This window comes from Nocardiopsis mangrovi, assembly GCF_042653925.1.
In the GTDB taxonomy this organism is placed as follows: domain Bacteria; phylum Actinomycetota; class Actinomycetes; order Streptosporangiales; family Streptosporangiaceae; genus Nocardiopsis_B; species Nocardiopsis_B mangrovi.
The window spans coordinates 74499-89822 of the sequence record NZ_JBHSFQ010000007.1 but is presented as its reverse complement, the minus strand read 5'-3'; the positions used below and the strand labels follow the sequence as shown (position 1 = coordinate 89822).

The 15324-nt window shown below is 72.0% G+C and carries 8 protein-coding genes and 1 pseudogene; 4 read left to right on the top strand and 5 right to left on the bottom strand.

Annotated elements, in window-relative coordinates; translation table 11 throughout:
• Positions 1–22 precede the first annotated feature (22 nt).
• A complete protein-coding gene (locus ACFO4E_RS09920) occupies positions 23–898 on the top strand; it encodes a MerR family transcriptional regulator (RefSeq protein ID WP_378573152.1) in 876 nt (291 codons plus the stop codon).
• Positions 899–1214: 316 nt separating this feature from the next.
• On the opposite strand, the pseudogene ACFO4E_RS09915 reads toward ACFO4E_RS09920, so the two are convergent.
• Positions 1215–2624, bottom strand: a pseudogene (locus tag ACFO4E_RS09915) (ATP-binding cassette domain-containing protein); the annotation flags it as partial.
• Positions 2625–2876: 252 nt separating this feature from the next.
• On the opposite strand from ACFO4E_RS09915, the gene ACFO4E_RS09910 reads away from it, so the two are divergent.
• Complete coding sequence (locus tag ACFO4E_RS09910; protein WP_378573149.1) at positions 2877–3569, top strand: hypothetical protein; 693 nt, start codon at positions 2877–2879, stop codon at positions 3567–3569.
• 208 nt (positions 3570–3777) lie between these two features.
• On the opposite strand, the gene ACFO4E_RS09905 is transcribed toward ACFO4E_RS09910, so the two are convergent.
• From ACFO4E_RS09905 to ACFO4E_RS09890, 4 genes are all read right to left on the bottom strand, one after another.
• Positions 3778–5706 carry a S9 family peptidase gene (locus ACFO4E_RS09905; RefSeq protein ID WP_378573147.1) on the bottom strand — a complete coding sequence of 643 codons (1929 nt, stop codon included), beginning with the start codon at positions 5704–5706 and terminating at the stop codon, positions 3778–3780.
• A gap of 126 nt (positions 5707–5832) precedes the next feature.
• Positions 5833–6570: a MerR family transcriptional regulator gene (locus ACFO4E_RS09900; protein WP_378573145.1), complete on the bottom strand. Its 738-nt coding sequence runs from the start codon at positions 6568–6570 to the stop codon at positions 5833–5835.
• Positions 6557–7789, bottom strand: a complete 1233-nt coding sequence (locus ACFO4E_RS09895; protein WP_378573143.1) for an MFS transporter — start codon at positions 7787–7789, stop codon at positions 6557–6559. The genes ACFO4E_RS09900 and ACFO4E_RS09895 overlap by 14 nt, the downstream gene beginning before the upstream one ends.
• A 184-nt stretch (positions 7790–7973) precedes the next feature.
• On the bottom strand, positions 7974–9053 hold the full coding sequence (locus tag ACFO4E_RS09890) for a cytochrome P450 (protein ID WP_378573141.1): 1080 nt from the start codon (positions 9051–9053) through the stop codon (positions 7974–7976).
• A 486-nt stretch (positions 9054–9539) separates the two neighbouring features.
• Here ACFO4E_RS09890 and ACFO4E_RS09885 point away from each other — a divergent pair, with 486 nt between their 5' ends.
• Entirely contained in the window at positions 9540–10553 is a 1014-nt protein-coding gene (locus ACFO4E_RS09885; RefSeq protein WP_378573139.1) for an ornithine cyclodeaminase family protein, read from the top strand.
• Between the two features lie 123 nt (positions 10554–10676).
• On the top strand, positions 10677–15308 hold the full coding sequence (locus ACFO4E_RS09880; RefSeq protein WP_378573137.1) for an amino acid adenylation domain-containing protein: 4632 nt from the start codon (positions 10677–10679) through the stop codon (positions 15306–15308).
• Positions 15309–15324: the final 16 nt, after the last annotated feature.

Below are 15324 nucleotides of genomic sequence, written 5' to 3'. Positions count from 1 at the left end.
CCGCAAGCCCGACACTGGCGGTATGAACCTGTTCATCAAGGACTTCAGCGAGATCAGCGACCTCTCGCCGCAGACGTTGCGCTTCTACCACTCCGAGGGCCTTCTGGTCCCCGCGACGGTCGACGAGGAGACCGGCTACCGCGGCTACGACTTGGAACAGATCGAAAGGGCCCTGCTGGTCACGGCGCTGCGCGGTGCCGGAATGAGCGTCAAGGACGTGCGCCGGGCTCTGGACGCCCCGGACACCGCCATCGAGCTGCTCCAGGAACACACCGCGATGCTGCGCCACAGGCGTGCGGTCGAGGACGAGGCGCTCGACACCGCTCGCGAGCTGCTCACCTCCTGGCCCGAGGTCGAACTCAAGAAGGTGCCGCAGATGACGGTGCTGTCGACGCTCGTTCCTCCGGTCGCTGTGGAGAAGCGGCGGGGCCAGCCGGACCGGTACGACTGGGGCGAGGTGGCCGACGCGGCCGCAGTAGCGGCGCAGGAACTGCGCGCCCTGGCCGAGGAGCACGGCGCCGCCGTCGCGGGCACCCCCTGGTTCACCATGGCCTTGGAGACCCCCGAGCAGAAGAGAGGGTTTCTCTCTCTGGAGGGCCCTCACTGGTTGGCCAAGCTCTCGATCAGCGCCGGCTCCGACGCGCTCGCGGCGCTGGAGGAGAAGGTCGACGTCCAGGACTTCGCGGCCCGGGAAGAGTTGTCCATCCGTATGCCCGGCCGGCACACGGCGGCCAAGTTCTCCATGGCCGGCGTCCAACTGGTCACGCACCAGGCCCCGGAAGGCTACTTCGCCTCTTCGGCGGAGGCCCGCCATGTCCTGCACGAGGACGGCATCGAGACCGCCATGCCACTGCTCCTCCTCAGCGAGGTGGAGGGCGACGAAGAGGACGATTACTGACCTCTCCCGTGATCCGAACACGGTGCTGGGGCCGCGCGTGCACGCGCGGCCCCAGCACCGTGTTCGGATCACGGGTGGAAGTCGAACTCGTCGTCGGGGACCCGGGATCGATGATCGATCATGCTCACGCACGTGATCCTGGCAGGCCGGCATGCCTATGCGGCGGACAACACCCAGCGGCCAAGGGGCGAGGGCGGCCGTCGGGCCTGAAGGCGGAGCGTCAGCGGATGTGACGGTTGCCGGGGCTCACCGTTCCGGACGGCCGCGGCACCGAGATCTCACCCGGTCCCGGCGCCCGGACCGGGTTCGGTGCCGGTCACGCCCCGAGCCCTTGGGAAGCCGATGCTCCGGCCGGCCGGGAAGCAGGGGCGAGGCTGATCCGGTCCCAGGTACCGGTGTCGCGCTGGAGCCGCCGGTCGTGGGTGGCGAGCACCACCGCGGCCTCGGTTGCGCCGAGCCCCTCGGTGAGCTCGTCGACGAGTGCGATCGACAGGTGGTTCGTCGGCTCGTCGAGCAGCAGCACATGCGGGCGCGAGGCCAGCGCCGACGCCAGGTCGAGCCTGCGCTGCTGCCCCATGGACAGCTCACGCAACGGCTTGTCGGCATCCTTCGACGTGAGCAGCCCGAGAGAGCTCAGGGAGACCGTTTCGCCCTCCCTGACCACGCCCTCGCTGACGAGCCGGCCCACGTGGGCGGCGAACACGTCCCGCGCGCGGCGCGACCCCGCCTGCGGTGACTCCTGCCCCAGCAACTGCACCCGGGCGGTGCGCGCCCTGCGCACACTGCCGCCGGTCGGCTCGATCCGGCCGGCGAGCACCGAGAGGAGCGTCGACTTTCCTGCCCCGTTGACGCCGATGACCACCAGCCGCGCACCGGAGTCGAGGGCGACCGTGGTCGGCTGGTCCAGACGTCCGGCGACGGTGACCTCGTCGGCTCTCAGCAGGGCCACGCCGGGCCGCGCCGACATCTGCGGCATCCGGAACCGCAGTGGGGGCGGTGGCATCGTGACCGCGTGCGCCTCCAGGTCGTCACGCCGGCGGTGGACGGAGCGGACGAGCCCCGGCGCGCGGGTCGCCCGCTGGTGTTTGCCGGTGCCCTTGTCCGGGCGCCATCCGCTGACGAGCCGGTTCTGCGCCTCCGACAGGTCCTGGGTGAGGCGGGCGTGTTCGGCCTGCTGCTGCTCGTACTCGGCCGCCCAGCGTTCCCGCTCGGCACGCCGCCCCTCGTGGTAGCCGGCGAACCCCCCGCCGTAGACGCGGGGCCTGCCGTCGCGGCTCGGGTCGAGGTCGAGCATGGTCGTGGCCACGTCCGACAGCAGGGCGCGGTCATGGCTGACGAGCACCACGCCGTTGCCGTGCCCGCGCAGCCGCTCGGTCAGGAAGTCGAGCCCCACGGCGTCGAGGTGGTTCGTCGGCTCGTCCAGCAGCAGGAAGTCGTGCGACGCGCCAAGCATGCAGGCCAGGCGGACGCGGTAGCGCTGCCCGACCGACAGCTCCGCCAGCTTTCGCGACCGGTCGGTGACGGCGCCCAGGTTCTCCAGTGCGAGGTCGACGCGCCGGTCGGCGTCCCACGCGTCGAGCGCTTCGGCGGCGCTCAGGGCCGCCGCGTACGTCCCGGCGGCCCGGGGGTCCCCGTTCGCGAGCCCTGCGGCGCCGGCGTCGATCGCGGCAAGGGCGGCGCGGGAGTCGGCGAGTTCGATGTCGATCAGGTCTCCGACGGTGCGGCCGGTGACGCGTCCGTCGACCACCGCGAAGGCCGGCGAGCGGATCGCAGCGGAGGCCGACGCCGGTATTGAGCGGCCGATCCGCCCGCGGGTACGCTGATCGCGCCCCACGCGCATGGGGGGATGTGGGCCACGGTGCATGAGCGGAAACCGCGCAGCAGGTCCTCCTGTGCCCCGCGGATGGGGAAGGATGACGACCCGGCACCCGCCGGGCTTTCGTCGCGTCAGCCCCTTCGCCGACGGAAGGACCCCCCTGTGAACGGGCACGAGCAGCACCGTCCCGCGCATCCGCACCGCCTGAGCGTGGACCCCGAGCTGCCCGAGCAGGAGCGCGCGCTCCTGAGGTCCAGCGCACTCCCCCCGGCCACTCTGGGACCGTTGGCGCGGATCCTGGTGGTACTCGGTCCTTTGCTGATGTGCCTGGCCTTGGTCTTGAACGTTGGAGGGGCCGACACTGGGCCGACGGCGGCGGTCCTGGCCTCCGCCGTGGTCCTCACGGGGCTGGGCACCGGCATCGCCTGGCGCGAGTACCGCGGGTCCCCCCGCGTCGAATTCCGCGCCCTGCTCCAGAACCGCAGGCACCACGCGGTGGGCGCCGATGACCTGGACCAGGACCGCAAGCGGCTCTTGGCCCGCGCCCAGCGGGCCACTGACGCGGTACGCGACGCGGACCACGTTCTGCGCGACCACGCCGACGAGGTGATGGTGATGCACAACGTCGAATGGCAGGTCGCCTGCGCCCTGCGCGAGGGCATGACCGCGGTATCCGAGATCGAGCCGGTGGTGGCACGCATGGAGACCCAGGCCGACCGCGCGCTGGAGGCCGCCGAGAACCACCGCCGCGCACGGCTCGAAGCCGGACTCGGCTACGCCGCGGGCGAGCTGGAGCGGCTGGAACGCCGAAACGGATCCCTTCCGGCACCCGATCCCCGGCACGACCACGGCTGAGCCCCCGGCCGGGGAGCCGAGGAGAGCGCGGACCCCGCCGGGCCTTGCCGGCGACGCGCTCCGCGACTCCCCCGCAGCCGCCGAAATCGCCCCCCGCCTTGGCAACGGCCGCCATCTCGTCGGCCGTGTCGGCGATGGGACGCGGCTCCGCCATCCGCGGATCGTCCTGGGCGAGGCGACGACAGCACGCCGCCTCGCCCGCCGTGGATCAGGACGTGGTCGACGACCCTCCGCCCAGGTGCCGGGACAGGAAGCGTTCGAGCGTGCGGTACAACTCGATGTTGCTGTCCGGGTTGAGGAACCAGTGGCCCTCGGTCTCGTTCAGCAGATACTCGACCTCAGCGCCGCGGGAGCGAAGCGCGTCGACAATGCGGTCGGAGTGGCGGCGGGCGACGCGGACGTCGTTGGCGCCGTGGATCAGCAACACCGGTGCGGTGATGTCGTCGACCCGGCTGATGGGCGAGCGGGCGAGCATGTCGGCCTCCTGGCGGGGGTCGTCCGGGTCGCCGATGTAGCGCAGGTAGCTGTTCTCGACGAGGCGCCGGGCGACCGGGACGACCGACCGGACGAGGTCGACGAGGTCGGACATCCCGGTGTAGCTGACCGCCGCCGCGAACCGGTCGGGGGTGAACGCGGCCCCGACGAGTGCGGCGTATCCGCCGTAGGAGCAGCCGTAGATCGCGACCCGGTCCGGGTCGGTGTAGCCCTGCTCGACCGCCCAGTCGAGGGCGTCGATCAGGTCGTCGTGCATGCGCCCGGCGAACTGGCCGATCGCGGCCTGGGTGTGGGCCTTGCCGTAACCGGTGGAGCCGCGGAAGTCGACCTGGAGCACCGCGTAGCCGCGGTTGGCCAGGAGCTGGACTTCCGGGTCGTAGCCCCAGCTGTCGCGGTACCACGGTCCGCCGTGCACCAGCAGCACGGTCGGCAGTCCGCGCGGCTCGACCCCGGCCGGCAGGGTGAGGTGGCAGGGCAGGGCCAGGCCGTCGCGGGCGGTGACGGTGGTCGGGGTGACCGGGGCCAGCCGGCCCGGGTCGAGGTGCGGGAACGGCCGGAACAGGCGGCGCGCCCGTCCCGTGGCGTGGTCGTAGAACCAGGTGACGCCGGGATCGCGGTCGTGGGTGAAGTCCACCACCCAGCGCTGCGCCGTGGCGTCGCAGGACACGTGGGCCAGGTCGCCGTCGGACAGCTCGGCCAGCCGCGGCAGCACCGTGGCGAAGTGCGGGTCGAGCGCGTGGATCTCCTGGCGGGCGCCGAGGTAGCGGGCGCCGAGTAGTTCCCCGGTGCTCGGATGCAGGATCAGCGAGGACGGGAAGCGCGGGTCGGCCTCGGGGCGCGGGGTGTCCAGGTCGAACACGGGGTGGCTGTCCACCCCGATCTGCTCGCCGGTCGCCAGGTCGACCCGGACCAGGCGGGTGCGGTCCGAGCCGCGCCACGAACCGATCCACAGCCCGTTCCCGTCCGGGGTGGGCGCGGCCGGGGAGACGCCGAGGAGGACATCGGTGCCGGGGAACCGCGCGATCGGGCGGCGCTCAGCCGGAGCCCACTCCGACAGCACATGGTCGCCCCCCTCCTCCATGGTGAAGACCAGCAGCCGGTCGGGGGTGCGCAGCCAGGCGAAGACGTCTCCGGGGTTCTCCGCGGCCGTGGTCAGGCGGCCGGTCGCCAGGTCCAGTTCGAACAGGTCGATCAGGTCGGGACGGCGCATGTTGAGCTGCACGAAGGCCGTGCCCGGCCGGTCCGATGGGAGTTGCGTACCGATCAGCCGCACGCCCTCGAAGGGGGTCAGGTCGGCCGCGGGCTCGTCGGGCCGGGCCGGGTCGACGCGATGCAGGTGCCAGTTCTCGTCGCCGTCGGTGTCCTGCTGGAACAGCAGGTAGCGGCCGTCGGTGGTCCAGAAGAAGGTGTCGATGCTGCGCCGGGTGTCGGCGGTGACGCGCCGCGCGCCCGGGGCGTCGGCGTCGTGTACGTCGTCGGGGGTGGCCCAGTCCGAGTCCAGATCGCGGATGAACACGTTGAGCCGCCCGTGCCACGGGGCGAGGTAGGCGACCTTCGTGCCGTCCGGGGAGATCAGGGCCCGGCTGCGGGTGGGCGGGGCGAAGAACTCTTCGACGGCGATCGGCTTCGACGGGGCGGTCATGGCGGATCCTCATGGTCGATGGCTGCGGATGCCCCTGAGTCCACTCCCCGACGTCGCGTCGTACGCAAGGCCGCACGCGATGATCTGGGTCACAAGGGTTCGTCGGCGAAGCGCCGCGGAGTCCGATCAGGACCCGTCGGGCCGGGCCAGCCGCTGCTGGACCCGGCGCAGGACGCGGTGCTGCACGGGCCGGAGAGCCTGTCTGTTCAGTTCGTCCAGCAGCGCCGAGGCCTGCGCGTCGAGCGGGAACAGGCCGGCCAGTCGCGCCATCATCGGCTTGATGTGGGCGACCAGCTCGTCGATCAGCGATGCGACCTCGTCCTCCGGGGTATCGGGGTCGAGGGCGTAGAGGCGCGCCGTCAGCGGTGCGGATGCGGTCATGCCGTCCGCCCCGCCCAACAGCGCGGCGAACCCCGCCGGGCCGTCCTTGCCGAGCAGGTGTCCGAGCAGGATCAGCTGTTCGTGCTCATAGCGGGCCATGTCCGCCGGCATGTCCGCCGCGGGGGCGGAACGCAAGAGGGAGAGTTCCGGTGGCAGGTCGGGCGGGGCGCCGCTGCGGCGCAGGTCGGCGATGATGGCCCGGCGGGCGGTGAGCCGTTCGATGTCGGCGGCGGCCCGGCGGTCGAGCTCATCGAGCAGCTCCTCCGCGGCCGCCGGATCGTCCAGTACCGCGGGCAGTGCGGACAGCGGTACGCCGAGTGCGGTCATCCTGGTGATGCGCAGGAGCCGGACGAGGTGGCCCACGTCGTAGTGCCGGTAGCCCCCTGCCGAGCGCTGCGGCTCGGGCAGCAGCCCGATCTGGTGGTAATGGCGCAGCGTGCGGACGGTGACGCCGGCCAGCTCGGCGAGCTCACCGCTGAGCATCGGCCACCTCCTTCGACTCCAGGCCGTGCAGGGCTCGCGAGGCGATCACGGCCAGCAGTACGAGGATCCACACCCCGGCGACGCTGAACCCGGCCAGGACCGGGGACCCGTACTCCGCCGTCACCCCCGCCAGACCGATCCCCACCGGTGCGGCGATCATCAGCAGGGCGGTCTTCACGCTGAGCACCCGCCCGCGCACCGCGCCGGTGGTCCGCTCGATCTGCACCACCCCGATGACCGCTCCGACCACGGCGTTGCCCAGCCCGAGCGCCGCGGCGCCGGCGAACACGACGGACGGGGTGAGCAGGGAGGCCATCAGCAGGAACCCCGCCGTGGTCACGACGAACCCGGCCGCCAGCCATGCTCGCGAGGAGAGTCGTCGACCGATGCCGCTGTAGAGCGTGGCACCGCCCAGCATCCCGGCGGCCAGCGCGGTGAGGACGAGGCCGAGCAGGTCGGGGCGGGCGATGAGGTCGAAGTACAGCGGCATCACCAGGCCCTGCAACCCGCCGAGTGCCACGGCCAGGCCGATGACCAGGCCCGACGTGCCGAGCAGGAACCGGCTGCGCATCACCACCGCCATGCCCTCTCCCAGTTCACGCAGGATCGACCGGCGAGGCGACCCGCCGGCCCCGACCTCACCGAGCCGGCGCGGCAGCGTCCGCGTCAGCAGCGCCGCGACCGCCGAGGTCGCCGCGGTGATCCACAATACGGACGCGGCGTCGAAGGCGGCGAGCAGAACACCGGCCGCCGCCGGGCCGATCACCAGGGCGGCAGAGGTCACGGTCTGGCGCAGGCCGACCACACGCGTCAGGTCGAGCAGAGCGTGGCGAGCCACCATCGGGGCCAGCACCTCACGGGCCGTCATCCCGGGCACGTCCCCGAAGGAGCCCAGGATGCCCAGCACGATGAACCACGCCAGGTCCAGGCCCCACAGCAGATCGACCAGGGGCAGCGCGGCGACCGAGACGGCGGAGATGACGTCGGAGACCACCGAGGCCGTCCGCCGGTTGATCCGGTCGATCACCACTCCGCTGAGCAGTCCGACCAGCACGGTCGGGACCGCCGTCGCGGTCGCCAGCGCCGCCGTGCCCAGCGGGCTGCCGGTCGTCTGCAGCACGATCAGCGGCAGCGCCACCGCCGCGATGCCGTTGCCGAGCAGGCTCAGCAGATGCGACGCGAGATAGGCGGCGACGACCAAGTACCGTTTGGGAGACATGCGACCAGGAAAGACCCGGACGTTGCGTCGGGGTCAAGGGGCGGTCGCGACCTACGCCCCGGTGCGGGCGGTGATCCCGGACACCGCATCCTCGACTCGTGTGGACGCCATCTCGGTTCCGGCGCGGCGTCCGGGACCGGCGCACGTTGGCGGCGTCATCGACTGATCCGTGATCGCGGGGCTTTCACCAGGCCACGGGCAGGTCCCGCACTCCGTAGACCGCCATGCCGGGCAGGGGCTCGATCCGGTCGGGCGGGACCGCCAGGCGCAGGTCCGGGAACCGGCGCAGCAAGGCGGACAGTGCGACGCGCATTTCGATCCTGGCCAGCTGCTGCCCGAGGCACTGGTGCACGCCGTAGCCGAAGCCCAGGTGTCGAACGTTGTCCCTCTCGATGTCGAGGCGGTCGGGGTCGGCGAAGTGCCCGGGATCGCGGTTGGCCGCGGGCAGGGAGACGGTGACCGAGTCCCCGGCCTTGATCGTCTGCCCTTCGAACTCGACGTCCTCCAACGCGGTGCGGAACGGGCCGATGTGGGAGACGGTGAGGTAGCGCATCAGCTCCTCCACCGCCCGCTCCACGCGCGCGGGGTCCGCGCGCAGCGCGGCCGACTGGCCGGGGTGGCTCAGCAGCGCGAAGGTACCGAGCGTGATCATGCTCGCCGTCGTCTCATGGCCGGCCACGAGCAGCGCCATGCCGATGTTGGCCAGCTCCTCCTCGGTGAGCTCGCCGCCGGCGACCAGTCCGCTGAGCAGGTCATCGCCGGGCTCGGCGCGCTTGCGCGCCGCCGTATCCGCCACGAGCGCGGTGACGGCGCCCACCGCGCCCATCATCACCTCGACACTGGAACTCAGGTCGAACATGACCTCGGTCTGCCGCTGGAACAGCGACCTCTCCTCGTAGGGCACGCCGAGCAGCTCGCAGATGACCAGCGACGGTATCGCCAGCGCGTAGAGCTGCTTGAGGTCGGCCGGCGGCCCGATCTCCTCCATCAGGTCGAGCCGTCCCTCGGCGATCTCCTCGATCCGGTCCGTGAGCCGGTTCATCCGGCGGACGGTGAACTGCCCGATCAGCAGCCTGCGGTAGCGGGTGTGCTCGGGCGGGTCGTATCCGGACAGCACTCCCGGCAGGGCGGGCTGCGGCGGATCGGTGGTCAGCGGCGAGCGGCGGAGTTCGGCCCGCGCGCTGAACCTGTCGTCGGTCAGCAGCGCCCGGGAGGCCGCGTACCCGGTGACCAGCCAGCCCTCGTGGCCGTCGGGGTAGGTCATCCTGCTGATGGGCGACCGCGCGCTCAGCGCGGTGAGCGCGGGAGGCGGATCGAACGGGCAACCGCCCCTGGATACCGGGAACCCGTCCGCGGTCGGAACGGTGCTCGACATGTCTGCCCCCTGGCAGGGAAATCGGAAATCGGCCGGGCAGCGATCGGCCCACCCGCCCGGCATGCTAACCGTGCGCACCAGGCACGGGTCAATAGCGGCGGCATTCCGCGCCTCGTTTATCTTTCCACCCCGCCACCAGGCGCGACGGTTGATTCGGCCGACGCCCGCGGCCGCACGGCGGGGAATCTCTAGTGGAATCCTTAGTCTTTCATCGCGCGGCTGTCGCCGGCTCGATCCGCGGGATTAAAGTTCGCTGCTGGGGCGCGCCCTGGGGTTGCAGACGGAGAGCCGACCGTAGCGAGCGAGCACTCATGCGCAAGAAGCAGTCCTGTGTAGGCAATGGAGAGGTAATTGCATACCGTCATCCTGAGTGCCGTGGAAATTGCACAGATAATTCGCGCGGTCGGCCGTGACGCGATTATGGATGAAATGGTCGAGCGCCTGACGGAAGGCTTTCGCGCCCTTGGCGAAGGCCGCCTCCCCCCGTCCCCGCCGCGCAGCGGCTTCGTCCGCGAGTCCAACGGCACCGGCGTGCTCGAGTGGATGCCCCACCACGACCCCGGCAGCAGCGCCACCGTCAAGGTGGTCGGCTACACCCCGGCCAACGCCGCCGCCAGTGCGCTGCCCACCATCATCGGAACCATCTCCCGCTACGACGACGCGACCGGGCGGCTCACCGCCCTCGCCGACGCCGTGGTGCTCACCGCCCTGCGTACCGGCGCCGCCTCGGCCGTGGCCAGCAGGCTGCTCGCGCGCGGCGACAGCCGCGTGGTGGGCCTCATCGGGACCGGCGCGCAGGCGGTCAGCCAGCTGCACGCGCTGAGCAGGTCGTTCGGCATCGAGCGCGTCATCGTGCACGACGTCGACCAGGACAACGCCGACAGCTTCCTCATCCGGTCCAAGTTCCTCGGCCTCGATGTGAGCATCGCCCCGCCGGAGGCGATCGCCGCGGAGGCCGACATCATCTGCACGGCGACCACCACCGAGGTGGGCGCCGGACCGGTCTTCGGCGACGTGGACACGCTCCAGCACGTCCACGTCAACGCCGTCGGGGCCGACCTCCCGGGCAAGACCGAACTGCCCGTCGCGTTGCTCCGCCGTGCCCTGGTCTGCCCGGACCACCTGGAGCAGGCCCGCGCGGAAGGCGAATGCCAGCGTCTCTCCGACGAGGAGATCGGCCCGGACCTGGCCACCCTGGTCGCCGGACCCGGGGCGGCGGAGGCGGCGCGGGACACGCCGACGGTGTTCGACTCTACCGGCTTCGCACTGGAGGACCACATCGCCCTCGACGTGCTGCTCGGCTTCGCCGACCGGATGGGACTCGGCACGCCCATCGACATCGAGTACCACCCCAGGGACGCGCTCAACCCCTACCCCGACGAGGCGTAGGGCCCCGGCCTTCGCCCCATCCGCGTTCCAGCCCGCCGAATCCGCGCGGCTGCGGGCGGTGGCCGCACCCCCGATCCGCGTCGGCACCGCCGAGCCCGAGCCACCGGTGAGAGGTGACCACAGATGAACGACCGTGCCGCCCGGGCGCCGCGCCGGCGTGAGCCCGGCCCCGCAGGCCGCTCCGCGCGCGGGCGCGGCTCCGGGCTCGCCCGGGTCGACCGCGACGGGCCGCTGACGGCCTCCTTCGCGCAGCGGCGCATGTGGTTCCTGGACCGGCTCATGCCCGGCAACCCGTCCTATAACTGCCCGGTCGTCGAACGGGTGCGCGGCGTTTTCTCCCCGGAGGTGTTCGCCGAGGCGCTCGCCGCCGTGGTGGAGCGGCACGAGTCGCTGCGCACCGTCATCACCGACGACGACGGCGTGCCCCTCCAGGTGGTGGGCGACGGGTCGGACATCGTCTGCCGGATCGTCGAGGCCGGCGGCGACGCGGAGTCCCGGCTCGAATCCGCCCGGCGGATCGCCCGGGAGGAGCTGCGCGCACCGTTCGATCTCGGCGCCGGGCCGCTGCTGCGTGCCGTGGTGGTCCGCTTGGCGGCCGACGACCATGTGGTCTGCCTGGTGGCGCACCACGCCTGCGTCGACGGCTGGTCGCTGAACGTCCTGGTCTCCGAATTGTCCGCCGCGTACTCCGCACTGCGCGAGGGCCGCGCTCCCGCGCTCGCGCCCCTCGCCGTTCAGTACGCGGATTTCGCGGCGTGGGAGGCGGGGCGGCTGCGCGGCCGCCGGCACGCCAAGCAGATCGACTACTGGACCGAACGGCTGCGGGGTATGCCGTCCACCCTGGGGCTGAGCACCGACCGGCCGCGGCCGAGCCTGCCCAGCCACGAAGCCGACCTGCTGCACTTCCGGATCCCGCCCGAGCTGACGCGGCGGGCGCGCGAACTCGGCGCGGCCGAGGGCGCCACGCTCTACATGACCCTTCTGGCGGTGCTGAACGTCGTGCTCGCCAAGCACGCGCGCAGCGAGGACATCGCGGTCGGGGCGCCGATCCTCAACCGTCCGCGCTCCGAACTGGAGCCGCTGATCGGCTTCTTCGCCAATACCCTGGTCTTCCGCACCGACCTGTCCGGCGACCCCGCGTTCCGGGACCTCCTCGGCCGGGTCCGCACGGTCGCCACCGGCGCCCTCGCCCACTCCGAACTGCCCTTCGAGCACATCGTCGAGTCGCTGAAGGTCGAGCGCGACCTGTCGCACAACCCCTTGGTGCAACTGCTGTTCCAGCTCACCAGCGCCGCTCCGGGGCGGTTCGCCTTCTCCGGCGCGGAGTCGGCCGAATTCTCCTACGGGCTCACGTTCACCAGGATGGACCTGGAGATCCACCTCGCGGAGAACACCGAGGACGACGGACTGACCGGACACGTCGTCTTCAGCAATGAGCTGTTCGACACCGAGACCGTCGAACTGCTCGTGCACCACTTCGTCGTGGGCGTGGAGCAGGCGCTCGACGAGCCGGACCGGCCGATCTCGTCGATGTCCCTGCTCGACGGCGCCGAGCGGGAGAAGCTGCTCGCCGGCTGGCACGGCGCGCGGCTCGACCTGCCGCGGGAGCCGCTGCACGAGCTGTTCTCCGCGCAGGCGCGGCGCACTCCGGACTCGGTGGCGATCGTGTCGGGCGACGACCGCCTCACCTACCGCGAACTGGAGGAGCGCACCAACCGGCTGGCGCACCACCTGCGCGGGCTGGGTGCCGGGCCGGAGAGCCTGGTCGGTCTGTGCGTGCAACGCGGTTTCGGCATCGTCGAGGGCATGCTGGGCGTCCTGAAGTCCGGCGCGGCCTACGTGCCCATCGACCCCGTGCTGCCGGCGGCGCGGATCGAGTTCATCCTCGCCGACACCGGACTCACCCACATCGTGACCGACGAGGGCTCCGCCTCCGCGCTGGCCGGGTTCGGCGGCGGCCTGGTGTTCGTCGACCGCCCCGGCGACTTCGCCCCCCAGAGCGCCGACCCGCCCGTGACCGGTGCCGACGCGTCGAGCCTGGCCTACGTCATCTACACCTCCGGGTCGACCGGGGTGCCCAAGGGCATCCTCATGCCGCACCTGCCGATCGTGAACCTGGTCGCCTGGCAGAAGACGGTGATGGCGGCGACCCCCGCCACCCGTACCGCCCAGTTCGCCGCGCTCGGTTTCGACATCAGCCTGCAAGAGGTGTTCTCCGCGCTGCTCCACGGCGAGTCCGTGTATCTGCCGCAGGACGACATCCGCCGCGACGCCGCCGCGTTCGCGCGCTGGATCGCCGATCACGGCGTCCATCAGGTCTTCCTGCCCAATGTCATGGTCCAGGCGCTGTCGGAGGAGGTCGACCGGACCGGCGCGGCGCTGCCGGAGCTGCGCCACCTGTCCCAGGCCGGAGAGCGGATATCGCTCGACGCCCCGTTGCGCCGCCTGGTGGACCGGCACCCGGCGCTGCGCGTCCACAACCACTACGGACCCAGCGAAGCGCACGTCATCACGGCTTACACGTTCCCCCGGCGGACCGGGGACTGGCCGCATTCCGCGCCGGTCGGCCGCCCGGTGGCGAACACGCTGCTCTACGTCGTCGACGAGAACCTCGAACCGGTGCCGACCGGCGTACCGGGAGAGCTGTGCGTGGCGGGCGCGGGCCTGTCCCGCGGCTACCTCGGCCGGCCGGAGCTCACCGACCAGCTGTTCGTGCCCAACCCGTTCGCCGCGGGAACGCGGATGTACCGCACCGGCGACCTGGTGCGGTGGCGCTGGGACGGGAACCTGGAGTTCCTGGGCCGCATCGACGACCAGGTGAAGGTCCGCGGCTTCCGGATCGAGCCCGGCGAGGTCCAGGCGGTGCTGGAACGGCACGACCTGGTCCGGCAGGCGGTCGTGGTCGCCGTCGACGACGCGGCGGGCGTCAAGCGGCTGGTGTCCTACCTCACCGTCCACCCCGGCGCCCGTGCGAACGGCCACGACCTCGTCGGGGACCTGCGCGCGCACGTCGGCGCCGGCCTGCCCGAGTACATGGTCCCCTCGGCGTTCGTCGTGCTCGACGCGTTGCCGCTGACCGCGGGCGGCAAGGTGGACCGCGCGCTGCTGCCCGCTCCGCAACTGCGGGGGGCACTGGACATCGACTACGTCGCACCGCTCAGCCCTGAAGAGGTGCGGATGTGCGAGATCTTCACCGACCTGCTCGGGGCGGAGAACGTGGGCGCCGAGGACGACTTCTTCGCCCTCGGCGGGCACTCGCTGATCGCGGCGCGGATCATCGCCCGGATCAACGCCGAATTCGGGCTGGAGCTGCCGCTGCGCGCCGTCTTCGACAACCGGACCCCCAAGACGATCGGCGAGCTGGTGGCCCGCGAGTCCGCCGCCCGGCGGCGGACCGCCCCCGTTCTCGCGCCGATCGGGCACGACGGCCCGGTCCCGGTGTCGCTGTCGCAGGAGAACCTCCTCGTCGCGGGCTGCGACCCCGCCGTGGAGAGCACCTACACCGTCCCGCCCCTCGTGCTCCGGTTGCGCGGCGAGCTGGACGCCGACGTCCTGCGGCGCTCGTTCGCGCTGCTGGTCGAGCGGCACTCGGCGGTACGGACGACGTTCGAGGTCCGGGACGGCCGCGTCGTGCAGAGGGTGCGCGGCGCCGACGGCTTCGCCGTCGAGCAGGTCGATCTGGTCGGCCTGCCCGAGGCCGAGCGCGAGGCTCGCGCCCGGGAGCTCGTCTCGGCCGAGGTCTCCCGGGCCTTCGACCTCGCCCGCGGGCCGCTGCTGCGGGTGAAGCTGTTCCGCCTGCGCGAGGACGAGCACGTCTTGTCGGTCGTGCAGCACCACATCACCTCCGACGGCTGGTCACAGGCGCTCTTGGTGCGCGAGGTCGCAGCGATCTACTCGGCGCTGCTGACGGGTGCCGAACCCGCGGTGCCCTCGCTTCCGGTGCAGTACCGGGACTACGCCTCCTGGGAGCGGTCGACCATGTCGGGGGGTGCGCTGGACCGGCAACGGACGTATTGGGCCTCGCAGATCGAGCGGATGCGCCCCCTGCGACTGCCCGCCGACCGACCGCGTACCGCCGGGTCGGCACGCCGCGGGCAAATGCTGACCTGGCACGTCCCGGCCGAGGTCGTGCGGGCCGCGCAGGAGCTCGGCGGCCGGATCGGCGCGTCGCTGTACATGACCATGCTGACGGCGTTCGCCGTCGTGCTGCGCGAGCGGACCGGCGTCGACGACATCTGCGTAGGCACCCCGGTCGCGAACCGCGGCCGGGTCGAGGTGGAGCACCTGATCGGATCGTTCGCCAAGGTGATCGCCGTGCGCGCCGAACTGCACGGCGATCTCGCCTTCGAGGAGGCGGTGGCGCTCGTCCGCGACGGTGTCCTGGACGGTTCCACGCACCAGGACCTGCCCCTGTTCGTGGCGATGAAGGAACTCGACCCCGGCCGGGACCTGGCCGCGGAGCCCGCCCTGCCGGTGCTCTTCCAACTGGTGGACACGCCGCACACCGCGCTGGCGCTCCCGCGTGTGGAGACCACGGACTTCGGGTTCGACTGGGAGTTCTCCACCCCCGTCGACCTGGAGGTCCACTTGCTGCGGGGCGAGAAGCCGGACGAACTGGCCGGGTTCGCGATCATCGACCGCGACCTGTTCGACCCGGACACCGTATCCGGGCTCCTCGACGAGACCGTGCGGGTGCTGGAGGGCGCCGGCGAGCGCCCCGGTGTGCTCGTCTCCGAACTCACCACGCGTCTCTGAGGGTGCACCACATCCC

Excerpts from the sequence above, each read along its gene's own strand:
- ACFO4E_RS09920 (WP_378573152.1), top strand. The coding sequence starts at position 23 with ATGAACCTGTTCATCAAGGACTTCAGCGAGATCAGCGACCTCTCGCCG.
- ACFO4E_RS09905 (WP_378573147.1), bottom strand. The coding sequence starts at position 5,706 with ATGACCGCCCCGTCGAAGCCGATCGCCGTCGAAGAGTTCTTCGCCCCG.
- ACFO4E_RS09900 (WP_378573145.1), bottom strand. The coding sequence starts at position 6,570 with ATGCTCAGCGGTGAGCTCGCCGAGCTGGCCGGCGTCACCGTCCGCACG.
- ACFO4E_RS09895 (WP_378573143.1), bottom strand. The coding sequence starts at position 7,789 with ATGTCTCCCAAACGGTACTTGGTCGTCGCCGCCTATCTCGCGTCGCAT.
- ACFO4E_RS09890 (WP_378573141.1), bottom strand. The coding sequence starts at position 9,053 with ATGACCTACCCCGACGGCCACGAGGGCTGGCTGGTCACCGGGTACGCG.
- ACFO4E_RS09880 (WP_378573137.1), top strand. The coding sequence starts at position 10,677 with ATGAACGACCGTGCCGCCCGGGCGCCGCGCCGGCGTGAGCCCGGCCCC.